22 protein-coding genes are annotated in these 20,689 nt (G+C 77.6%); 19 read left to right on the top strand and 3 right to left on the bottom strand.

Translation table 11 applies throughout. From position 1 onward, the window contains the following. Nucleotides 1–104 precede the first annotated feature (104 nt). The 16 genes from ACZ3J7_RS12985 (at nt 105) to ACZ3J7_RS12910 (ending at nt 14,702) form a co-directional block, all read left to right on the top strand. Complete coding sequence (locus ACZ3J7_RS12985) at nt 105–371, top strand: acyl carrier protein (RefSeq protein ID WP_465619842.1); 267 nt, start codon at nt 105–107, stop codon at nt 369–371. A 2-nt stretch (nt 372–373) separates the two neighbouring features. Next, complete coding sequence (locus tag ACZ3J7_RS12980) at nt 374–592, top strand: acyl carrier protein (RefSeq protein ID WP_465619840.1); 219 nt, start codon at nt 374–376, stop codon at nt 590–592. Between the two features lie 96 nt (nt 593–688). Continuing rightward, on the top strand, nt 689–1,849 hold the full coding sequence (locus ACZ3J7_RS12975) for a beta-ketoacyl synthase N-terminal-like domain-containing protein (protein ID WP_465619838.1): 1,161 nt from the start codon (nt 689–691) through the stop codon (nt 1,847–1,849). After that, on the top strand, nt 1,846–2,343 hold the full coding sequence (locus tag ACZ3J7_RS12970) for a beta-ketoacyl synthase chain length factor (RefSeq protein WP_465619836.1): 498 nt from the start codon (nt 1,846–1,848) through the stop codon (nt 2,341–2,343). The genes ACZ3J7_RS12975 and ACZ3J7_RS12970 overlap by 4 nt, the downstream gene beginning before the upstream one ends. A gap of 84 nt (nt 2,344–2,427) precedes the next feature. After that, nucleotides 2,428–3,684 carry a beta-ketoacyl-[acyl-carrier-protein] synthase family protein gene (locus ACZ3J7_RS12965; RefSeq protein ID WP_465619835.1) on the top strand — a complete coding sequence of 419 codons (1,257 nt, stop codon included), beginning with the start codon at nt 2,428–2,430 and terminating at the stop codon, nt 3,682–3,684. 79 nt (nt 3,685–3,763) lie between these two features. After that, on the top strand, nt 3,764–4,855 hold the full coding sequence (gene hppD / locus ACZ3J7_RS12960) for a 4-hydroxyphenylpyruvate dioxygenase (protein WP_465619833.1): 1,092 nt from the start codon (nt 3,764–3,766) through the stop codon (nt 4,853–4,855). After that, nucleotides 4,852–5,787 (top strand): phytanoyl-CoA dioxygenase family protein, encoded by a 936-nt coding sequence (locus tag ACZ3J7_RS12955; protein ID WP_465619831.1) that lies wholly within the window; start codon nt 4,852–4,854, stop codon nt 5,785–5,787. The genes hppD and ACZ3J7_RS12955 overlap by 4 nt, the downstream gene beginning before the upstream one ends. Further along, nucleotides 5,777–6,724: a thiamine pyrophosphate-dependent dehydrogenase E1 component subunit alpha gene (locus ACZ3J7_RS12950; protein ID WP_465619828.1), complete on the top strand. Its 948-nt coding sequence runs from the start codon at nt 5,777–5,779 to the stop codon at nt 6,722–6,724. The genes ACZ3J7_RS12955 and ACZ3J7_RS12950 overlap by 11 nt, the downstream gene beginning before the upstream one ends. A gap of 1 nt (nt 6,725) precedes the next feature. Next, the gene (locus tag ACZ3J7_RS12945; RefSeq protein ID WP_465619826.1) at nt 6,726–7,778 is read left to right on the top strand and encodes an alpha-ketoacid dehydrogenase subunit beta; all 1,053 of its coding nucleotides are present in this window, start codon (nt 6,726–6,728) and stop codon (nt 7,776–7,778) included. Next, the gene (locus tag ACZ3J7_RS12940) at nt 7,775–9,406 is read left to right on the top strand and encodes a class I adenylate-forming enzyme family protein (RefSeq protein WP_465619823.1); all 1,632 of its coding nucleotides are present in this window, start codon (nt 7,775–7,777) and stop codon (nt 9,404–9,406) included. The genes ACZ3J7_RS12945 and ACZ3J7_RS12940 overlap by 4 nt, the downstream gene beginning before the upstream one ends. Then, entirely contained in the window at nt 9,403–10,749 is a 1,347-nt protein-coding gene (locus tag ACZ3J7_RS12935) for a condensation domain-containing protein (protein WP_465619821.1), read from the top strand. Before ACZ3J7_RS12940 ends, ACZ3J7_RS12935 begins: the two co-directional genes overlap by 4 nt. Further along, complete coding sequence (locus tag ACZ3J7_RS12930) at nt 10,746–11,678, top strand: 3-oxoacyl-[acyl-carrier-protein] synthase III C-terminal domain-containing protein (RefSeq protein WP_465619819.1); 933 nt, start codon at nt 10,746–10,748, stop codon at nt 11,676–11,678. The genes ACZ3J7_RS12935 and ACZ3J7_RS12930 overlap by 4 nt, the downstream gene beginning before the upstream one ends. Nucleotides 11,679–11,703: 25 nt before the next feature. Beyond that, complete coding sequence (locus tag ACZ3J7_RS12925) at nt 11,704–11,961, top strand: phosphopantetheine-binding protein (protein ID WP_465619817.1); 258 nt, start codon at nt 11,704–11,706, stop codon at nt 11,959–11,961. Further along, on the top strand, nt 11,958–12,641 hold the full coding sequence (locus ACZ3J7_RS12920) for a hypothetical protein (protein ID WP_465619814.1): 684 nt from the start codon (nt 11,958–11,960) through the stop codon (nt 12,639–12,641). Before ACZ3J7_RS12925 ends, ACZ3J7_RS12920 begins: the two co-directional genes overlap by 4 nt. Nucleotides 12,642–12,795: 154 nt before the next feature. Beyond that, nucleotides 12,796–13,947 (top strand): alpha-hydroxy acid oxidase, encoded by a 1,152-nt coding sequence (locus ACZ3J7_RS12915; protein WP_465619812.1) that lies wholly within the window; start codon nt 12,796–12,798, stop codon nt 13,945–13,947. 20 nt (nt 13,948–13,967) lie between these two features. Beyond that, the gene (locus tag ACZ3J7_RS12910) at nt 13,968–14,702 is read left to right on the top strand and encodes a 4'-phosphopantetheinyl transferase family protein (protein ID WP_465619810.1); all 735 of its coding nucleotides are present in this window, start codon (nt 13,968–13,970) and stop codon (nt 14,700–14,702) included. A 23-nt stretch (nt 14,703–14,725) separates the two neighbouring features. Here the strand turns inward: ACZ3J7_RS12910 and ACZ3J7_RS12905 are convergent, their stop codons facing one another. The 3 genes from ACZ3J7_RS12905 to ACZ3J7_RS12895 all read right to left on the bottom strand — a co-directional run bounded on the left by ACZ3J7_RS12905 (nt 14,726) and on the right by ACZ3J7_RS12895 (nt 17,309). After that, the gene (locus ACZ3J7_RS12905) at nt 14,726–15,913 is read right to left on the bottom strand and encodes an RNA-binding protein (RefSeq protein ID WP_465619808.1); all 1,188 of its coding nucleotides are present in this window, start codon (nt 15,911–15,913) and stop codon (nt 14,726–14,728) included. A 49-nt stretch (nt 15,914–15,962) separates the two neighbouring features. Then, nucleotides 15,963–16,475, bottom strand: coding sequence for a hypothetical protein (locus ACZ3J7_RS12900; protein WP_465619806.1), 513 nt, complete (start codon nt 16,473–16,475; stop codon nt 15,963–15,965). Between the two features lie 132 nt (nt 16,476–16,607). Further along, nucleotides 16,608–17,309 carry a substrate-binding domain-containing protein gene (locus ACZ3J7_RS12895; protein ID WP_465619804.1) on the bottom strand — a complete coding sequence of 234 codons (702 nt, stop codon included), beginning with the start codon at nt 17,307–17,309 and terminating at the stop codon, nt 16,608–16,610. 77 nt (nt 17,310–17,386) lie between these two features. Here ACZ3J7_RS12895 and ACZ3J7_RS12890 point away from each other — a divergent pair, with 77 nt between their 5' ends. From ACZ3J7_RS12890 to ACZ3J7_RS12880, 3 genes are all read left to right on the top strand, one after another. After that, the gene (locus ACZ3J7_RS12890) at nt 17,387–18,154 is read left to right on the top strand and encodes an IclR family transcriptional regulator (RefSeq protein ID WP_465619801.1); all 768 of its coding nucleotides are present in this window, start codon (nt 17,387–17,389) and stop codon (nt 18,152–18,154) included. 172 nt (nt 18,155–18,326) lie between these two features. Beyond that, complete coding sequence (locus ACZ3J7_RS12885) at nt 18,327–19,565, top strand: 4-hydroxybenzoate 3-monooxygenase (RefSeq protein ID WP_465619799.1); 1,239 nt, start codon at nt 18,327–18,329, stop codon at nt 19,563–19,565. Nucleotides 19,566–19,640: 75 nt separating this feature from the next. Then, complete coding sequence (locus ACZ3J7_RS12880; protein WP_465619797.1) at nt 19,641–20,663, top strand: amidohydrolase family protein; 1,023 nt, start codon at nt 19,641–19,643, stop codon at nt 20,661–20,663. Nucleotides 20,664–20,689 lie beyond the last annotated feature (26 nt).

Genomic DNA, 20,689 nt, shown 5'->3' with positions numbered 1-20,689 from the left:
CGGCCCACCACGCACCACGCACCACGCACCACGCACCACCGGCCCACCACGCACCACCGGCCCACCACGCACCACCGACCCACCACGACCCTGGAAGGGGCCCGATGTCCACCGAGACGACCACCCTCGACGAGATCCGCGCGTTCGTGCTGTCCGCGCTGCACGAGATGAACTACGACACCGCCGGGGTCGACGACGACACCCGGCTGGGCCCGGCCGGCGCGGACCTGGAGTCGCTGGCGCTGGCCGAGCTGGGCGTCCGGGTGGAGGAGCGGTTCGGCGTCCGGTTCGAGGACGACGAGGCGGAGCTGCTCGGCACCATGACGGTCGGCGAGTTCGGCGCGGCGGTGGCCGCCCGGCTGCGGGGCTGACCGTGGGGGCGACGGCGCGGGAGGAAGTGCTGGCGCTGCTCGCGGAGTTCGGCGGGCGGGCGGCCGAGGAGGTCCCGGAGCGGGTCGACTCGATGGAACTGGCCTGGCTGGCCCACGTGTTCGAGCAGCGGCACGGCCGGCGGCCGGACGACGACGCGTTGGCGCGGATCGCCACCGTGTCGGACGCGGCGCGGCTGCTGGAGGGGCTGCGGTCCCGCTGAACGGCCCGCGTCGAAGGGCCCGCCGGACGTCCCGGGGGCGGCACCGTACCGCCGGCTCCCGGCCCGAGGCATCAGGAGAGAGAGGAGGGGTGACCGATGACGACCGACACCGTGGCGGCGGCCCGCCGGGGCGCCCGTCCCGTGGTGCTGAGCGCGCTGGGCGTGCTGAGCGCGTTCGGGCGCGGCGTGGGGCCGCTGCTCGACGCGGCGCTCGCGGGGCGGGCGGGGTTCGGACCGGTGGGGCGGTTCGAGGTGGCGGGTCGGCGGACCGACCGGGCCGCCGTGCTCCCCGGCCGGCCGTCGCTGGCGGCGGAGTTGGACCGGGTGGTGGACGAGGCGGCGGCGGGCCTGTCGGGGGCGCGGCGGGCGGGGTGCCCGCTGTTCCTGGCGGTGCACGGCGATCCGGCGCTGGCCCGGTCGGCGCCGGAGCGGCGGGCGGGCCTGGGGGTGGACGCGTTCGCGGCGGCGGTGGCCGGGCGGGCGGGTCTGGCCGGCGGGGCGCGGGCGTACACCTCGGGCTGCACGGCCTCGGCCGACGCGGTCGCGGACGCCGCGTCGGCGGTGGCGCGCGGGCGGGCGGACCGGGTGCTGGTGGCGGCCGGGTACCTGGTGGAGTCGGACCAGTTCGCGCTGTTCGACGCGGGCGGGGCGCTGGCCCGGGACGGGCGGGTGCGCCCGTTCAGCGCGGGCCGGACGGGTCTGCTGCTGGGCGACGGGGTGGCGGCGGTGCTGGTCGAGGCGGCGGACGCGGCGCGGGCCCGGGGCGCGGATCCGCCGGCGCTGCTGGCGGGCTGGGGCCGGGCGGGCGACGCGTACCACGTGTGCCGGCCGCGTCCGGACGGCGCGGGGGCGGCCCGGGCGGTCGGGGCGGCGCTGCGGCGCGGCGGGGTGGGCGCGGAGCGGGTCGGGTACGTGAACGCGCACGGCGCGGGCAGCGTGCTGGGCGACCGGGCGGAGGCGGCGGGGCTGCTGCGGGCGCTCGGGCCGGGGGCGGCGGGGGTGCCGGTGTCCTCGTCCAAGTCGGTGCACGGGCAGGCGCTGGAGGCGGGGGCGCTGCTGGAGCTGGTGGTGACGGTGGCCGCGCTGCGGGCGGGCCGGCTGCCGGTGAACGCGGGGCTGCTGGGTGCCGACCCGGAGTGCCCGCTGGACCTGGTGCACGGGCCGACGGCCTGGCCGGGTGCGGCGGGTGACCACGCGCTGAGCCTGAGTTCGGCGTTCGGCGGCGCGAACACGGCGCTGCTGGTGGGTGCGGCGTGACGCTCGGCGCGGCGGCCTCGGCCGTCGGGCTGCGGGTGCTGGCGGCGGGCGCGGCGGCGGGGGACGTGCCGGCGCTGCCGGGGTTCGTCGGCTCCTCGTTCGCCCCGCTGGCCGCCGAGGCGGCCGGGCGCTGCCTGGACGCGTACGGGGTGGCGGCGCTGCCGGTGACGGCGGTGCTGGTGGCCAGCGCGCTGGGTGACGTGGCGGGCGCGGTGCGGGTGGCGGCGGCGGTGGACGGCGGGGAGCGGATCGGTCCGCTGCTGTTCTTCCAGGCCGTCCCGAACGCGGTGGCCGGTCACCTGGCGGCGCGCCGGGGGCTGACCGGTCCGGTGGTGTGCGTCGGTGACGCGCGGGCCGGGGCGGAGGTCGCCGAGCTGCTGCTCGCGGACGGGGACGCCGCGTTGGCGCTGCTGGTGCTGGTCGAGCAGTCGGCCGCGCCGGACGGTTCGGACCGGGCGGCGGCCGTGCTGCTCGCGCCACCGGAACCGCACTGAACCACGCCGCACCGCACCGAACCGCACCGAACCACGCCGCACTGAAGCGGACCGAACCGCCTCCGGGAAGGGAGAGCCATGGACATGGGTGTCACGGTCACCGGGATGGGCCTGGTGACGCCGGTCGGCGACAGCGCGCAGGCGGTGTTCGCGGCGATGTGCGAGGGCCGGTCGGGGCTGCGCCGGCCGGCGGCGGACGACCCGCTGGCCGGGTCGTTGGAGGTGGCGGGGTTCGCGGCGCCGATCGATCCGCTGTCGGTGCTGCCGGCGCCGGAGGCCCGGGTGGTGGACCGCTCCATCCTGCTGGCGCTGCGGGCGGCGGCGGACGCGCTGGCGGACGCCGGGATCGTGGCGGGCCGGGACGTGGACCCGTACCGGGTCGCGGTGGTGCTGTCGGGGACGGGCGGGCTGGCGACGCTGGAGTCGCAGGTGGTGGCGCGCACGGAGCGCGGGCGGCTGGCCGTGAGCCCGTACCTGCTGCCGGGGATGCTGCCGAACATGGCGGCGGCCCGGGTGGCGATCGGGCACGGCATCCGGGGCTACAGCTCCTCGGTGGGGACGGCGTGCGCGGCGGGGGCGCAGTCGGTCGCGGAGGGCTGGCGGCTGCTGCGCGAGGGGCTGGCGGACGTGGTGGTGGTGGGTTGCGCGGAGGCGCCGCTGTTCCCGACGCTGGCCGACACCTTCGCCAACGCCCGTGCGCTGGCGCGGGGTTGGGCGGACGATCCGGCGGGCGCGAGCCGTCCGTTCGACCTGCGGCGGGGCGGTCTGGTGCTGGGCGAGGGCGCGGGCGTGCTGGTGCTGGAGCGGGCCGCGCACGCGGACGGCCGGGGCGCGGCGGGGTACGCGGACGTGCTGGGCTGGGGCGCGACGAACGACGCGCACCACCCGACCACGCCGAGTCCGGACGGCGCGGGCGCGGCGGCCTGCATGCGGCTGGCGCTGCGCTGCGCGGGTCTGGAGCCGGGCGACGTGGGCTACCTGAACGCGCACGGCACCGGTACGAAGCTGGGCGACGTGGCCGAGGCGACGGCGGTCGGCGCGGTGTTCGGGCCGGACGGCGGGCCGCCGGTGAGCGCGACCAAGGCGGTGACCGGGCACCTGCTGGGCGCCTCGGGGGTGGTGGAGGCGGCGGTCTCGGTGCTGGCGCTGCGGCGCGGGCTGCTGCCGCCGACGCACAACCTGGACGATCCGGATCCGCGCTGCGCGCTGGACCACGTCCGGCGGGGGGCGCGGGCGGCGCCGGGGGTGCGCCACGTGCTGGCGAACTCGTTCGGGTTCGGCGGCCACAACGTCAGCCTGGCGCTGGGCCTGCCGAGCACCCGGCTGGCCCGCGCGGTCTGACCGGCCGGAACCTCCCCGGCCGGTCGGCGCCTCACCGTTCAACTGCCTTCATCCACTAGGGAAGAGGATCACCAGCGTCATGGATTACCTGGACGTCGACCATGTCGAGTTCCACGTGGGGGACGCGCGCCAGGCGGCGTACGTCCTGTCCGCGGGGCTCGGGTTCCGCCTGCTGGGGCAGGGCGGTCCGGAGAGCGGTCTGGCCGGGCAGCGCAGTCTGCTGCTGGGCCAGGGCGGCTGCCGGGTGCTGCTGACCTCGGGCCTGGAGCCGGGGCACCCGGCCGCGCGGTACGTCGCCCGGCACGGGGACGGCGTGGCGGTGATCGCCTTCGGTACGGGCGACGCGGCGGCCGCGTACGCCGCCGCGGTGGCGGGCGGGGCGCTGGGGCTGGAGCCGCCGCGGGAGCGCGACGGGGTGGTGACGGCGGTGGTGTCGGGCTTCGGCGACGTGGTGCACCGGCTGGTGGAGCGGCGGGGCGGGGCCGGCGGGTTCCTGCCGGGGCTGGCCGGCGTCCCGGTGGAGGCGGATCGGGGCCTGGTGGGGTCGGTGGACCACGCGGCGGTGTGCGTGCCGGCGGGCGCGCTGGAGGCGACGGTGGCGTTCTACCGGGAGGCGTTCGGGTTCGACGTGGTCTTCGAGGAGTACGTCGAGGTGGGCGCGCAGGGCATGTTCTCCCGGGTGGTGCAGAGCCCGTCGGGCGGGATCACCCTGACGCTGATCGAGCCGGACGGCGCGCGCGAGCCGGGCCAGGTGGACGAGTTCCTGGCCTGGCACGGCGGTCCGGGCGTCCAGCACCTGGCGCTGTCGTGTCCGGACGTCGCGGTGGCGGTGGACGCGCTGGCGGCGCGCGGGGTGGGTTTCGCGCCGACGCCGGACGCGTACTACGACACGGTGGCGGAGCCGGTGGCGGAGCGGCTGCGCGGGCGCGGGATCCTGCTGGACCGGGACCACTGGGGCGAGCTGTACCAGATCTTCGCGACCTCGCTGCACGTGCGGCGGACGTTCTTCTGGGAGCTGATCGAGCGGCGCGGCGCCCGCACCTTCGGCACCGCGAACATCCCGGCGCTGTACGCGGCCAAGCAGCGCGAGCTGGCGGCGGCGCAGGTTCCGGCGGCGCAGGCACCGGCGGCGCGGGTCGCGGCGGCGCAGGTTCCGGCGGTGGCGCGGTGAGCCCCGAGACGATGCGGTTCGAACTGACCGCCGAGGAGCTGGAGTTGCTGCCGGGTCCGGCGGACGTGGCGTTCTACGCGGAGCACGGCTGGTACCTGTCGGCGAAGCTGTTCTCGGACGCCGAGGTGGACGCGCTGGCGGCGGCCGCCGAGGCGTACTACGCGGGTGAGCGCAGCCGTGAACTTCCGGTGCGGCCGCCGAGGTTGGCGGCCTGGCGGCCGCAGGACGGGCCGGTGCAGCGGCACAACGACTACGTGCACTACGAGAGCGCGGCGATCGCGCGGGTGCTGTGCAAGCCGCTGCTGGGCGCGGTGGCGGCGCTGCTGGCGGGGGTGTCGGAGGTCCGGGTGTTCCAGTCGACGCTGATCCTGAAGCCGGCGGTGGCGGGCGAGCCGAGCAACGTGGTGCCGTGGCACATCGACAAGCACTACTGGTCGACGTCGAGTTCGGAGCGGATGCTGACGGCGTTCGTGCCGTTCCACGACTGCGGCGAGGAGATGGGCACGCTGACGGTGGTGGACGGCAGCCACCGCTGGCGGGAGGTGGGCCGGGAGGACTCGGTGACCCGGCACTTCGCGGACCGCGACCGCGACGACCTGGAGCGGCTGCTGGCGGTGAACGCGGCGCACAACGGCGCGGAGGTGCGGAAGGTGCCGCTGGTGATCCCGAAGGGGCACGTCTCCTTCCACCACTGCCGCACGTACCACGGCTCGGGGCCGAACCTCAGCGGCCGGCCGCGCCGGGCGGTCTCCTTCCACCTGCAGGACGGCGCCAACGCGTACCGGCGCTTCGCGCTGTCGGACGGCCGCGCGGCGGTGTACAACCACGACGTGCTGGTGCGCCGGCTGCCGGACGGGCGGCCGGACTACGCGGACCCGGAGTTCTGTCCGGTGCTGTGGCGCTCCCCGGAGGCGGTCCGGGATGACCGCTGACGCGGAGCTGTACCGGACGGTGGCGCTGGTGCGGGGGTTCGAGCGGCGGGCGGTGGAGCTGGTCCGGGCGGGGGTGGTGCCGGGCGGCGTGCACCCGTACACCGGGCAGGAGGCGATCGCGGCGGGCGTGTGCGCGGCGCTGCGGCCGGACGACCTGCTCGCGGCCACCCACCGGGGGCACGGGCAGGTGCTGGCGAAGGGCGCCGACCCGGCCCGGATGATGGCCGAACTGGCGGGCCGGGAGCCGGGGTTGAACCGGGGCCGGGGCGGTTCGATGCACGCGGCGGACTTCGCGCTGGGCGTGCTGGGCGCGAACGCGATGGTGGGCGCGGGGGTGCCGATCGCGGCGGGCGCGGCGTGGGCACTGCGCCGGTCGGGGTCGGACCGGGTGGCGGTGGCGTTCTTCGGGGACGGCGCGGTCAGCCAGGGCGTGGTGCTGGAGGCGTTCAACCTGGCGGCGCTCTGGCGGGTGCCGCTGGTACTGGTCTGCGAGAACAACGGCTTCGCCACCTCGACCCGGACGGCGGACGCGGTGGCGGGCAGCGTGCTGGGGCGGGCGGCGGCGTTCGGCATCCCGGCGCTGGCGGTGGACGGGACGGATCCGCGCGCGGTGCGGGACGCGGCCGAGGTGGCGGTGGCGCGGGCCCGGGCGGGCGGCGGGCCGACGCTGCTGGAGTGCGCGGCGTACCGCTTCGACGCGCACCACACCTGGGAGCACACGGCCCGTCCGGGCTACCGCACGGCGGCGGAGGAGGCGGCGGGCCGGGCCCGCGACCCGCTGGCGCTCCAGGGGGCCCGGATCCCGGCGGCCGTCCGGGCCGCGATCGACGCCGAGGTGGACGGAGTGCTGGACGCGGCGGTGGAGTTCGCGGTCGCCGCGCCGCATCCGGATCCGGCGTCGGCGCTGGCGCACCTGTACGCGACGGAGGTGGGCTGAGGTGCCGAAGCTGTCGTACCTGAAGGCGCTGAACCGGGCGCTGGGCGACGAGATGGCGCGCGACGGCGCGGTGTGCGTGTTCGGCGAGGACGTGCGGGTCGCGGTGTCGAACGTGACGGCGGGGCTGGCGCGGCGGTTCGGTCCGGAGCGGGTGCTGGACACGCCGATCTCGGAGCAGGCGTTCACCTCGTTCGCGACCGGCGCGGCGCTGGCCGGGCTGCGGCCGCTGGTGGAGTTCCAGATCCCGTCGCTGCTGTTCCTGGCGTTCGAGCAGATCGCCAACCAGGCGCACAAGTTCTCGCTGATGACGGGCGGGCAGGCCCGGGTGCCGGTGACGTACCTGCTGCCGGGTTCGGGTTCCCGGGAGTCCTGGGCGGGCCAGCACTCGGACCACCCGTACGGGCTGTTCGCGCACGTCGGCGTGAAGACGGTGGTGCCGGCCACGCCCTCGGACGCGTACGGGCTGCTGCTGTCGGCGCTGCGGGACGACGACCCGGTGGTGGTGTTCGCCCCGGCGGGCGCGCTGGGGGTGCGGGAGGACGTGGACCTCGCGGCGCTCGGGCCGGTGCCGCTGGGGCGGGGCCGGGTGCACCGGGCGGGCACGGACGTGACGGTGGTGGCGGTCGGCCACCTGGTGCACGAGGCGCTGGCGGTGGCGGCGGAGCTGGCGGGCCGGGTCTCGGTGGAGGTGTTCGACCCGCGCACCCTGCACCCGCTGGACCGGGCGGGCCTGGCGGCCTCGCTGCGGCGCACCGGGCGGCTGGTGGTGCTGGACGACTCGAACCGCTCCTGCGGGTTCGCCGCCGAGGTGCTGGCGACGGCGGCCGAGGGGCCGAGGCTGCGCGCGGCGCCGCGCCGGGTGACCCGCCCGGAGGGGGCGGTGCTGCCGTTCGCCCCGGCGCTGGACCGGGCCTGCCAGCCGGGCCGGGCCGGGCTGCTGGCGGCGATCGGGGAGGTGACGGGCGGGTTCGCGGAAGGGACGGGCGTGATCGGAGTGGTGGCGGGCGTGATCGGAGAGGTGGCGGGCGTGATCGGGGAAGGCGGCAGGACGTGAGGGACACCGGTATCAGGGCGCGGCTGGCCGCGGACCCGGGGCTGGGCACGGGCAACGTGCTGACGGCGCTGCTGGCGCACGGCGCGGACCCGGACGGGCCGGGGGCGGCGTTCGACGTCCCGGTCGACGGCTTCCCGGCCGGGCGGGGGCTGACGCTCGGTCAGCTGCGCGAGCGGGTCGCGGCCCGGGCGGCGTGGTGGCACGGGCGCGGGGTGGGGCCGCGCGACGCGGTGGCGCTGTACGTGTCGGGGTCGGCGGACTGCCTGCTGAACTTCCTGGCGCTGGCCTGGCTGGGCGCCGTCCCGGCGCTGCTGAACCGGCACCTGCCGGGCGACGTGGCGGCCGAGTACGTGCGCCGGCTGCGGGCGGTGGCGCTGCTGACCGACGCCGGGCACCGGGAGCGGCTGGCGGGCGAGGAGCTCGGGGTGGCGCTGCACGCGGACGCGGCCGGTCCGGGCACCGGCGACCCGGCGGCGGCGCCCGTCCCGTACCGGCACCACGCGGACGACCCGGTGGTGATCACGCACTCGTCGGGGACCACCCGGATGCCCGCGGCGGTGGTGCACTCGCACGCCAGCCTGTTCGCCGCGACGAAGCTGTTCCGGCTGGCGGCGCCGAGGGCGCGGGGCACCGAGCGGATCCTCAGCGCGCTGCCGGCCGCGCACGCGGCGGGCGTCTCCACGCTGAACCTGGCGCTCTGCCACCGCAGCGAGGTGCTGTTCCTGTCCGCGCAGGACGGAGACGCGGTGCTGGCGGCGATCGAGGAGTGGCGGCCGACCGGCGTGTTCGGATTCGCCGCGACCTGGGCACAGCTGGCCCGGCACGACCTGTCCAGCCGCCGCCTGGACTCCGTCGCGCTCTGGTTCAACACCGGCGACTGCGCGCACGAGCCGCACGTCCGCCGCCTGGTGGCGGCCGGTTCGCGGCTGACGGTGTCCCGGGAGGGGGTGCGGCGGGTGCCGGGCTCGCACTTCGTGGACGGGCTGGGCTCCACCGAGATGGGCCACTCGGCGTTCCACCTCACCCACGGCCCGGACACCGAGCGGTACGGGCGCTGCGTGGGCGTGCCGCACGGCTTCGCCGAGGTGGCGCTGCTGGACGTGGCCACCGGCCGGGAGGTGCCGGTCGGCGCGGTCGGCCACTTCGGGCTGAAGGCGCCGACGCTGGCGCCGGGCTACTGGAACGACTCGGCGGCGACGTACCGCAACCGGCTGGACGGCTACTACCTGACCGGCGACCTGCTGTACCGCGACGAGGACGGCTACTACTTCCACGTCGACCGGGCGGTGGACGCGGTCGACCTGGGCGGCGGCGAGTGGCTGTACACGGCGCTCAGCGAGGAGCGGGTCCTGGCCGCCTGCCCGGACGTCCACGACTGCACGGTGGTGTCGCTGCGGGCGGCGGACGGCACGGTGGTGACGGACGTCCTGCTGTCGCCGCGCCCGGGCGCCGACCCGGGCGCCGACCGGACGGCGGCGGTGCGGGCGGCGCTGACCCCGGCCGCGGCGGCGACGCTGCGCGCGGTGCTGGTGGTCGGCGAGGAGGAGCTGATCCTCGGGCCGACCGGGAAGGTCCGCAAGTTCCTGATGCGCGAGCGGCACCGGGCCGCGATGGCGGTGGCGCCGTGACCGGGCCCTCCGCGGTGGTCGAGGTGGCGTTCGCGGGGGACGGCGCGGGCGGCGGCGAGCTCTCCTGGGGCATGTGGGAGATCTGGCACGCGATGGTCGCCCAGCGCAGCTCGCTGCCGATCGGCGGCACGGCCGTCCTCCCGGCGGGGAGCACGGTGGAGTCGGTGGCGGGCGAACTGCGCTACCTGATGGGCCGGTTCCCGTCGATGCGGACCCGGCTGCGGTTCGGCCCGGACGGGCATCCGACCCAACTCCTGTCCGCCACCGGGCGGATCGGCCTGGAGCTGTACGACGCGCCGGCCGGGTCCGATCCGGCCGCGCTCGCGGCCCGGGTCGAACGCGCGTACCGGGAGCGGCCGTTCGACTACGTCGGGGAGTGGCCGGTGCGGATGGCGGTGGTCCGCGCGGGCGGCCGCCCGACCCACCTGGTCAGCGTGATGAACCACCTGGTGGCGGACGCGGCGGGCGGCGCGATCATGCTGCGCGAGGTCCGCGCGCGGGCGAGCGGCCCGGTCGCCGGGCTCCAGCAGCTGGAGCAGGCGGCCTGGCAGCACTCGCCGGACGGGCTGCGGCAGAACGCCCGGGCGCTGCGCCACTGGGAGCGGGTCCTGCGCGCCGTCCCGGCCCGGCGCTTCGCCCCGTCCGCCGACCCGCGCGAACCCCGGCACTGGACGGGCGAGTTCCGCTCCCCCGCGCTGCGGCTGGCCCTGCCGCTGGTCGCCGCGGGCACCGGCGCCGACGTCCGCGCCGCCCTGCTCGGCCTGTACGCGCTGGCCCTGCGCCGGATCGGCGCCGCGCAGCCGGTGGTGCTCCGGCCGGTGGTCAGCAACCGCTTCCGGCCGGCGATCGGCGAGAGCGTCTGCATGGCCGCGCAGGCCGGCATCGCCGTCCTCGACCTGGGCGACGGCGGCGTCCCGGCGGCCGTCGCGGCGGCCCGGGGCGCGACCCTGGCCGCGTACAAGCACGCCTACTTCCACCCGGAGCGGCTGAACGAGCTGATCGCCCGGGTCGCGGCGGAACGCGGCGAGGACCTCGACGTCCAGTGCTTCTTCAACGACCGCACCGCGCCCCGCCCGGCGGACGACCCGCCCGCCACCGCCGGACAGCTGTCGGCCGCCCGCGCCCGCGGCACCTTCCGCTGGACCCGCCGCGCCGACCTGCCCGGCCGCATCCTGCAGGCCCAGTTCGAGGACGCCCCGGAGGGCCTGCTGCTGGAGGTCCTGACCGACACCCACCACGTCTCCCCCGCCGACGCGGAGCTGCTGGCCCGCACGGTGGAGGAGCTGGCGGTCGACGCGGCGCTCGGCTTCCTGGCCGCCGAGGCCGCGGGGGTGGCGCCGTGACCTCGCTGCTCGCGGTCTCCGACCACCTTCCCGCCGGGCGGGTCACCGTCGAGGAGCTGGCCGGGGAGTACGGGCTGACGCCGGTGCAGGCGCGGATCTTCCGGCGCTACCACGGGCTGGGCGAGGTCAGCCGGGACCCGGGCGGCAGCCTGCTGGACCTGCTGCGCGGGGCGGTCGCGGCGCTGCCGGCGCTGCGCGGCCGGGAGCACCGGGTGCGGTACGTGCTGCACGCCCGTTCGTTCCCGACGGTGGTCCCGTTCCCGTACGACCCGGTGCGGGAGCTGTGCGCGGAGCTGGGCCTGGACCCGGGGACGGCGGTCCTCTCGGTGGGCCACCACGCCTGCGCCTCCGGCCTGTTGGCGATCGACGCGGCGGGCCGGCTGCTGGCCGCCGACGGCGACCCGGAGGCGCTGGCGCTGGTGCTGGCCGGGGAGAAGGCGTTCACCCCGGAGGCCGGGATGGTGCCGGGGACGTCGTTCTTCGGCGAGGGCGCGGGCGCCTGCCTGGTGTCGGCGCGCGGCGAGCGGGACCGGCTGCTGTCGTACGCGGTCGACCTGCGCGGCGAGTTCGACCCGGAGGGCGAGGAGCTGGCGCTGGAGTTCCAGCGGATCTACGGCGAGGCGCTGGCGTCGGCGGTGCTGGCGGCCGTCGAGCGGGCCGGGCTGGCGCTGGAGCAGGTCACGGCCGTCCTGCCGCACAACGTCAACCGGGTGGCCTGGCACCAGGTGTGCCGCCTGCTCGGCCTCCCGCGCGAGCGGGTGGTGCTGGCCAACGTGGCGGCGGTGGGGCACGTCTTCTGCGCCGACCACTTCGTCAACCACCGCACCGCCCGCGAACTCGGCCTGCTCCGCCCGGGCGAACCGTACGTGCTGGCGGCGGCGGGCGCCGGCCGCGGCGCGACGTTCGCCGCCATGGTCCTGCGGCACTGACCCCCTCCCCCCCAAGGAACCCCTCGTGTCCTCTCCCGAACTCATCGACACCATCTGCGCGTTGCTGCCGGTCGTGCTCAAGCGCGAGGTGGCCGGCGCGGACGCCGGCACCGAACTGCTCGACGCCCTCGGCCTGAACTCCACCACCGGCCTGGAACTCGTCCTGGAACTGGAGGAGCGCCTCGGCCTGGAGATCAGCGTGGAGGACCTCGGCCGGGACGACTTCGCCACCGTCGGCTCGCTCGCCGCGTACGTCGCGGCCAACCTGCTGGCGGACGCGTGACCCTGCGCACCCTCCTCCCGCCACCGGACTCCCGGACCGCGCCGTCCCGCTGGGGCGTGCGCCGGACCGCCCGGCTGGTCTTCCCGGAGCCGTCCGCGCTGGCCGCCGACCCGGTGCACGCCGCCCGGCTGCGCCGCTACCTGGCCGACCTGCTGGCCCCGTACGGCCTGGCGGCCCCGGCCGAGCTGCCGCCCGGCGGGCAGTCGTACGGGGAGATGGCCGAGGCGCTGATCGCGGCGGCCGTCCCGGCGGGCGAGGAGGTCGACCTGCTGGTGCTGGCGCACACCCTGCCGGACCTGGCGCCGGGCCGGGCCACCGCCTGCCGGCTGAGCCACCTGTGCCCGGGCGGCCCGCTCTCCTTCGCCGTCACCGGCCCGGACGGCACGGCCGCGTCCACCGCGCTGCGACTGCTGACCGCGTACGCGGACTCGGCGGGGCTGCGGCGGGCGCTGCTGCTCGTCCTGGAGCAGGACTGGCTGCCGTACGACCCGGGCGTCCCGGTGGCCCGGCCCGCCACCAGCCGGGGCGTCGCGCTGCTGTTCGGCGACCCGCTGCCGGGCGAGCGCGTCCGGCGGCTCGACCCGGCCGGCCCCGGCCCCGGCCCCGCCGACCCGGCCCAGCCGGGCACCGGCCCGTGGTGGGAGCTCGGCGCGCCGCCCGACCCCGCGCCGCCCCGGTGAACCGGCCGCCGTCGCCCTTCCCGTCATTGCCCTTCCCGTCATTGCCCTTCCCGCCGTTGCCCTTCCCGCCGGCGCCCGGCCCGGAGCCGCCGTCCGGGCTCTCCCGGGGCCACCGCCGCAGCCTGTTCCCGGACCGACCCGCCGAGGTGACCCGATGACCGCGCCCCCGCCCGTCCCCCCGCCCGCCCCCTCTCCCGCGCCCCCGCGCGTCCCGCCGGGCGCACCGCTCCGGTTGACCGACTACCGGGCCGCCGCGCACCGCCGACTCCCCTCCCCCGTCCGGGACTTCGTCGAGGGCGGGGCGGGCGGCGAGCGCACGGTGCGGGCCAACCGGCGGGCCTTCCGGCGGGTGGTGCTGCGGCCCCGGGTGCTGGTCGACGTCTCGGTGTGCGACACCGCGACCGACCTGTTCGGCGCCCCGCTGGCCACCCCGCTGGGCGTCGCCCCGACCGCCTACCACCGGCTGCTGCACCCCGAGGGCGAGCTGGCCTCGGTCCGCGGCGCCGGGCGGGCGGGGGCGCTGTACGTGGCGAGCCTGTTCTCCTCCCGGACGCTGGAGGAGATCGCCGCCGAGGCCACCGGGCCGTGCTGGCTGCAGCTGTACTGGCTGCGCCGCCGGGACGTGCTGGCCGCACTGGTCGACCGGGCCTCGGCGGCCGGCTACCGGGCCCTGGTGCTGACCGTGGACGCCCCGAGGCTGGGCCGCCGCCACCGGGACGCCCGCAACGGCTTCGCGCTCCCGCCCGACGTGCGCGCCGCCAACCTCGACCCGGCGCTGACCGCCACCGCCCACCGCCCCGCGCCGGGCCGCTCGGCGCTCGCCGCCCACACCGTCGAGGCCGTCGACCCGTCGGTGACCTGGGCCGACCTCGCCTGGCTGCGCGAGCGCTCCCCCCTCCCGGTCGTCCTCAAGGGCGTCCTCACCCCCGAGGACGCCAGGCTCGCCCTCGCCCACGGCGCCGACGCCCTGGTGGTCTCCAACCACGGCGGCCGCCAACTCGACGGCGCCCCGGCCGCGTTGGACGCCCTCCCGGAGGTCGCGGACGCGGTCGGCGGCGCCTGCCCGGTGCTGTTCGACGGCGGGGTGCGCGGCGGCGACGACGCCTACGCGGCCCTGGCCCTGGGCGCCCGGGCCGTCCTGCTCGGACGCCCGGTGCTGTGGGGCCTGGCGGCGGACGGCGCGGACGGCGTCGCGGGCGTGCTCGGCCTGGCCACCGAGGAACTCGCCCACACCATGGCCCTCACCGGCCGCCCGACCCTCGCCGCCGTGGACCGCTCCGCCGCGACCCTCCACCCGCCCCGATGACTGGACCGACGGCCGGACCGATGACCGCTGCGACGACCGCTGCGACGGCCGGCCCGCCCCGGGACACCGTCCTGCTGCACCTCGTCCCCGACCCCGGCCCGGGCCTCCCCCTCGCCCCGCTGCTCGCGGACCTCTCGCCCGCCGAACGCCTGCGCGCCGACACCTGCCGGGACGCCGGGACCCGCCGCCGCTACGTCCTCGCCCACGCGGCGCTGCGCCGCCTGCTGGCCGCGCACCTGGGCACCGCCCCCGCCGAACTGCGCTGGCGGCACGGCCCGCACGGCAAACCCGCCCTCCCGGGCGGCGGCCCGGAGTTCAACCTCTCGCACTCCGGCGCCTACGCCCTGGTCGCCCTCTCCCCGGCCCGCCCGGTCGGCGTCGACATCCAGCGCGTCCTGCCCGCCACCGACACCAGTGCCATGGCCGCCCGCTACTTCCCGCCCGCCGAGGCCCACCAGCTCCGCACCGCCCCCGACCCCGGCGACGCCTTCGCCCGCCTCTGGGCCCGCAAGGAGGCCCTGGTCAAGGCCCACGGCGGCCGCCTCGTCCAGGGCCTGCGCATCCCGCAGTCCCACCCCGTCGCCGCCCTCCCCCCGGAAGACGCCTGGTCCCGCTCCTACCAGGTCACCGACGCCCCCGCCCCGCCCGGCTACCACGCCGCCGTCGCCCTGGCCGGCACCGCCCCGTTCCACCTCACCACCCGCCACTGGCACTGGGACCGGCCGGAACCCCGTCCGGTCGGCCCCGGGCCGTGAACGTCCCCGCCGCGCCGGGCGCCTCAGCGGGCGGCCCCGCCGGCGGGGCCGCCGGCCTCGACCTCGACGCGTTCGCGGACCATGTCGACCGCCGTGATCCGGCCCTCGACCCGCCCGGGGGCCGGGTGGCCGCCCCGCAGCAGGGCGGGGAGGCCGTCGAGTTCGGCCGTGCCGTCCGGGCCCACCTCGACGGTGACGGGGGTGCCGGGCTCCAGGGCGCGCAGGCGGGCCCAGCGGTGGTCGCCGGGGGCCGGGTCGGGGTGCCGACGCAGGCGGAGGGTGCCGTCGGGGTCGGGGCGGGCGGCGGTGAAGAGCGGGGGGTCCTCGTCGGCGGCGGTCGACAGCAGGGCAGCGCCCCGGGCGGAGGAGAGGTCGGGGAGCGGGTCGTCGGGGTGGTGGACGTCGCCGGTGATCCGGCCGTCCGCGTGTTCGACGAGCAGGGTGCGGGTGTCGGTCCCGCCGGCCGTCGCGGCCAGCGCCCCGGCCACGGCGGCGGGGTCGCCGAGGACGTCGGGCCGCACCGCGAGGTGGGCGCGCGGGGCGAGGCCGGCCCGGACGGTGTCGAGGGTGGCGGGGGTGAGCCGGTGCCAGCGGGTGGCGGCGGAGTGCTCCTCCAGCAGGCCGGCCTCGCCGCGTTCGACGCACCAGCGCAGCCGTTCCCAGAACTCCCGGTCGGCGGGGCGGAGTGCGACCTCGCGTTCCTCCGGCTCCGGGTCGTACGGGGAGGCGTCGATCCGTTCGGCGAACAGGCCGGCGGCGGCGGTCGCGGCGACGGCCCGTTCGCACGGCAGGTGGCTGCCGACGTACAGGTACTGGTCGTAGCCGACGTGCACGGCGAACCGGCCCTCGGCCTCCAGCCGGCCCCAGAACCCGCTGTCGCGCAGCATCGCCCGGACGAGGCCCTGCGCGGTGGCCAGGTCGACCCGCAGCCCGTCGTGCAGCGCCTCCCGGCCGCCGGGCAGCAGCGCGTCCAGTTCCTCGTCCCCGTAGGCGGGTTCGGCCCCGAAGTGGACCGGTCCGGAGGGCAGCGACGGCTCCCGGACCTCCAGCACGTCCACGCCGGATTCCGCGGCGAACGCGGCGACGGCGGCGACGTACGCGGCCTCGACCGGGCCGTGGTCGCTGAGGATGTCCTCGGTGCCGGTGTAGTAGCCGTTCTCGTCGCGGTCGGCGGGGTCGTACTTGGTGACGCGGTGCACGTGGGGCAGCATCAGGCGATCATGCCAGCGCACCCCGGTGGCCGGGCCCGGGGGGCGGCGCTCATCCGTGCTCGGTCCAGCGGGCGCCGGGGCCGACCAGCAGGCGGCGGCGGGAGGGCAGGCGCAGGACCCAGTCGGGGGTGGTGTCCGGGGTGCGGTGGGCGGTGGGGAGGACGCTCAGCCGGTGGTCGCCGAAGTCGAGCAGGGTGTCCCAGCCGGGTTCGGTGAGCCGGACGCCGGTGATCTCGCGGCCGATCAGCACCCGCAGGTCGGCGGCCGGGCGCGGGACGGCGTCGCCCGGGGCGGCGGCCGGGGCGGCCGGCCCGGGGGCGGCGCGGTCCAGGCGCCAGGCGGGGCCGCAGACGGTGAACCAGCGGTGGACGAGTTCGGTCCGGCCGTCGGGGTGGCGGTGGGTCAGGCCGAGCAGCAGCCCGAACAGGCCCTCGCCCCCGCTGGGCACGTGCACCGAGACCACCTTCCCGCCGTGCAGCACCGCCAGGTGTCGTCGCAGTGCGCCGAGGTCGGTGGAGGCGTCGGGGTACAGGTCCGGGGAGGGGTCCGTCTGGGTCGTCACCGCACCCAGTCTCCGCCCCGGCCCGGCGGGCGTCCAACCCTTATCGACCCGGCGTGACGGCGGGTCGACGCCGCACCTCACCCGCCCGCCGGCCGGCCGGGAGCCGGCGCCCGGGCGGGAGGGGGCGCCGGTTCAGCGCGGGAGGTCCGGCCGGTGCGGGTGCATGCCGTGGGCCCGGACGGTGGCGGCGGCCCGTTCGTCGGCGAGCAGGGCGAGCAGGGCGCGGGCCCGGTCGGGGGCGGGGGTGGTGGTGAGGACGGCGGCGGCGAAGGTGGAGGTGATGGCGGTGTCGCCGGGCAGCGGGCCGAGGACGCGGACGCCGGGGAGGCCGGCGAGTTCGCTGTGCTGCTGGAAGGCGAGGTCGGCGCGGCCGTCGGCGAGCAGGCGGCCGGCGGGGACGCCGGGTTCGGCCTGGACGAGGCGGACGCGGCCGGTCAGGCCGAGCCGTCCGACCAGGGCGCGCAGTGCGGTGCCGCTGGGGCCGGTGGAGTGGGCGACGGCGCGGGCGCCGGTGAGCAGGGCGGTCAGGTCGGCGACGGTGTCCAGGGCGGCGGGCGGCGCGTCCGGGGCCACGGCGGCGACGGTCGCCGAGTCCCAGAGCGGCAGGGGCGGTTCGACCAGCCCTTCGGCGTGCAGCGCGGCGAGGGCGTCGGCGGCGAGCACGGCGAGGTCGGCGGGGGCGCCGTCGCGGATCCGGCGGGCGATCTCGACGCCGCCGGCGGCTTCGAGGCGTACGGCGGGCAGCAGCGGGGCGAGGGCGGCGAGGGCGGGGCGGACGGCCATCGAGCCGAGCACGTGCAGAGCGGCCGGGGCGGGCTGGGCGGGCTGGTTCACGAGGGTTCCTCCGGGTGCGGGACGGTGCGGGACGGGACCGGACGGGGTGGGACCGGACGGGGTGGGAGACTGGCGGGATGAGTGCGAACGGTGTCTCGGCTGCGGGCAAGGTCCTCCGGGTGCTGGCGGTGTTCGACCGCGAGCACCCGTCCCGGACGCTGTCGGAGATCGCCCGGGGCGCGGGTCTGGCGGTCAGCACGGCGCACCGGGTGGTGGCGGAGCTGGCGGCGTGGGGCGCGCTGGAGCGGGCCGAGGACGGGTCGTGGCACGTGGGACTGCGGCTGTGGGAGGTCGCCTCGGGGTGTCCGCGGACCCAGATCCTGCGGGACGCGGCGCTGCCGTTCATGCAGGACCTGTACGAGGCGACGCACGAGAACGTCCAGTTGGCGGTGCGCGAGGGCACCGAGCTGGTGTTCGTGGAGCGGATCGCCGGGCACCGCTCGGTGGACCTGCTGACGATGGTGGGCACCCGTTTCCCGGTGGCGTCGACCGGCATGGGCCGGGTGCTGCTGGCGCACGCGCCGCGCGAGTTCCAGGAGGAGGTGCTGGCGGAGCCGCTGCGGTCCTGGACGCCGCACACGGTGACCGATCCGCGCACGCTGCGCGCGCAGTTGGACCTGATCCGCCGGGAGCAGGTGTTCGTGAGCGACCGCCAGTTGTCGGAGAGCACGGTGGCGGTGGCCGCGCCGGTGCGGATCGGCCGGTCGGGGCCGGTGGGCGCGGCGCTGGGGATCGTGGTGGCGGCGCGCGGCGCGGAGCGGGCGCGGGGGCTGCGGGAGCCGTTGCTGCGGGCGGTGCACGGGATCTCCGAGGAGCTGGGGCGGCGGGCCCGCACGGCGCTGTAGGGACGTCACGCAGTCTGGTCGGGCGGGGCGGCCGCGGCCGGGGTCTTTCCGTCAGGCGGAAAGGGTGCGGACGGGCGGCCCGGCGGGCTGCCAACGTTCGGGGCGTGCCCGGTCGGCGGCGTCCCGTCGCCCCGGGTGCACGAACCCTCCCCCGCCGTGCCCTGGAGCCGTCATGCCCGAATCCGCCCACGTCGACGCCCCGGAAGTCGACGCCCCGGAAGTCGACACCGTCACCGAGGTGCCCGTCGCGGTGGTCGGCGCGGGCCCGGCCGGGCTGATGCTGGCCCACCTGCTGGGCCGGGCGGGCGTGGACGCGGTGGCGGTCGACCTGCGCACCCGGGCCGAGATCGAGTCGACCCACCGGGCGGGCATCCTGGAGGCCGACGCCGCCCGCGACCTGGTGGAGACCGGGGTGAGCGACCGGATCCTGCGCGAGGGCCACGAGCACGGGGGCACCGAGCTGCGCTTCGGCGGCCGGGCGCACCGGATCGACTTCCGGGCGCTGGTGGGCGCCTCGGTGTGGCTGTACCCGCAGACCGAGGTGTTCGTCGACCTGGCGGACGCCCGCGCGCGGGACGGCGGGACGGTGCACTTCGGCGTCACCGGCCCCGAGGTGCTGGACGTGGACACCGACCGTCCCCGGGTCCGCTTCACCGCCGCGGACGGGACCCGGCACGAGCTGCGGGCCCGCTACGTGGTGGGCGCGGACGGTTCGCGCGGCATGTGCCGGGGCCTGGTCCCGGAGGCGCTGCGCACCCGCTACGGCACCGAGTACCCGTTCGCCTGGTTCGGCGTGATGGCCCAGGCCCCGGCCAGCGCGCCGGAGTTGGTGTACGCGCACTCGGAGCACGGGTTCGCGCTGATCAGCCGGCGGACCGAGACCGTCCAGCGGATGTACTTCCAGTGCGACCCGGCCGAGTCCACCGCCGACTGGTCGGACGAGCGGATCTGGGCGACCCTGCAGGCCCGGGTGGCGGGCGAGGACGGCTTCCGGCTGGTCGAGGGGCCGGTCCTGGAGCGGACGGTGCTGCGCTTCCGGTCCTTCGTGCAGGAGCCGATGCGCTGGGGTTCGCTGCTGCTGGCGGGCGACGCCGCGCACACCGTGCCGCCGACCGGCGCGCGCGGGCTGAACCTGGCGCTGCACGACGTCAAGGTGCTGGCGGGCGTGCTGCTGCGGGCGCTGGGCGGCGAGGGCGAGCCGGCCCTGGCCGACTACCAGCCGCTGGCGCTGCGCCGGATCTGGCGGGCCCAGCACTTCTCGTCCTGGATGACCCGCCTGCTGCACACCGCGCCGGGTGCCTCGCCGTTCGAGCTGCGCCGCCAACTGGGCGAGCTGGACGGCGTGGTGGGCACCCGCGCGGGCCGCGCGTACCTGGCCGAGCAGTACACCGGCTGGCCGTCCTCCGCCTGACCTGCGCCCGCCCCGCCCGCCCCTCCTGCGGCTCCCCCGGCCTTCCCGGCCCTCCCGACTCCCCGGAGACCCACCGTGATCATCGACGCGCACGGCCACTTCACCACCGCCCCGCCGCAGCTCGCCGCCTGGCGCGAGCGCCAGAGCGCCGCCGTGAACGACCCGGCGAACGCCCCCCGCCCGGACGAGCTGCGGATCTCGGACGACGAGCTGCGCGAGGCGGTCGGGTCCAACCAGCTGCGGCTGATGGACGAGCGCGGCACCGACCTGACGGTCTTCTCGCCGCGCGCCAGCTTCATGGCGCACCACGTCGGCGACTTCGCGGTCTCGTCCGCCTGGGCGCGGATCTGCAACGACCTGGTGCACCGGGTGAGCGCGCTGTTCCCGGAGCGCTTCGCGATGGGCGCGATGCTGCCGCAGTCGCCGGGCGTCGACCCGGCGAGCTGCCTGCCGGAGCTGCGGCGCGCGGTGGAGGAGCTGGGCGCGGTCTCGGTGAACCTCAACCCGGACCCGTCCGGCGGCCGGTGGACCGCCCCGCCGCTGACCGACCGCTCCTGGTACCCGCTGTACGAGGCGCTGGTGGAGTACGACGTGCCGGCGATGGTGCACGTGTCGACGTCCTGCAACCCGGCGTTCCACACCACCGGCGCGCACTACCTGAACGCCGACACCACCGCGTTCATGCAGCTGCTGCAGGGGAACCTGTTCGCGGACTTCCCGACGCTGCGGCTGGTGGTGCCGCACGGCGGCGGCGCGGTGCCCTACCACTGGGGGCGCTTCCGGGGGCTGGCGCAGGCGCTCGGCGGGCCGACCCCGGAGGAGCTGGTGGGCGGCAACGTCTTCTTCGACACCTGCGTGTACCACCAGCCGGGCATCGACCTGCTGGCCTCGGTGGTGCCGGCCGGGGGCGTGCTGTTCGCCAGCGAGATGATCGGCGCCGTCCGGGGGGTCGACCCGCTGACCGGCCACCACTTCGACGACACCCGGCGGTACGTGGACGCGACCGACCGCCTCACCGACGCGCAGCGGGCGGCCGTGTACGCCGGCAACGCGCTGCGCGTCCACCCCCGGCTGGCCGCCCGCCTCGCCGCGCGCTGACCGCCCCGACCCCCTAGGAGGAGAGA

The organism is Kitasatospora sp. NPDC015121 (assembly GCF_055562955.1).
Note: the sequence above shows the minus strand (reverse complement) of the source record. Positions and strands in the feature narration are given on the sequence as shown.

What these genes read in the sequence shown, in the direction of transcription:
- hppD (WP_465619833.1), top strand. Translation starts at nt 3,764, where the DNA reads ATGGATTACCTGGACGTCGACCATGTCGAGTTCCACGTGGGGGACGCG.
- ACZ3J7_RS12890 (WP_465619801.1), top strand. Translation starts at nt 17,387, where the DNA reads ATGAGTGCGAACGGTGTCTCGGCTGCGGGCAAGGTCCTCCGGGTGCTG.
- ACZ3J7_RS12965 (WP_465619835.1), top strand. Translation starts at nt 2,428, where the DNA reads ATGGGTGTCACGGTCACCGGGATGGGCCTGGTGACGCCGGTCGGCGAC.
- ACZ3J7_RS12985 (WP_465619842.1), top strand. Translation starts at nt 105, where the DNA reads ATGTCCACCGAGACGACCACCCTCGACGAGATCCGCGCGTTCGTGCTG.
- ACZ3J7_RS12910 (WP_465619810.1), top strand. Translation starts at nt 13,968, where the DNA reads ATGACCGCTGCGACGACCGCTGCGACGGCCGGCCCGCCCCGGGACACC.
- ACZ3J7_RS12975 (WP_465619838.1), top strand. Translation starts at nt 689, where the DNA reads ATGACGACCGACACCGTGGCGGCGGCCCGCCGGGGCGCCCGTCCCGTG.
- ACZ3J7_RS12885 (WP_465619799.1), top strand. Translation starts at nt 18,327, where the DNA reads ATGCCCGAATCCGCCCACGTCGACGCCCCGGAAGTCGACGCCCCGGAA.
- ACZ3J7_RS12950 (WP_465619828.1), top strand. Translation starts at nt 5,777, where the DNA reads ATGACCGCTGACGCGGAGCTGTACCGGACGGTGGCGCTGGTGCGGGGG.
- ACZ3J7_RS12915 (WP_465619812.1), top strand. Translation starts at nt 12,796, where the DNA reads ATGACCGCGCCCCCGCCCGTCCCCCCGCCCGCCCCCTCTCCCGCGCCC.
- ACZ3J7_RS12905 (WP_465619808.1), bottom strand. Translation starts at nt 15,913, where the DNA reads ATGCTGCCCCACGTGCACCGCGTCACCAAGTACGACCCCGCCGACCGC.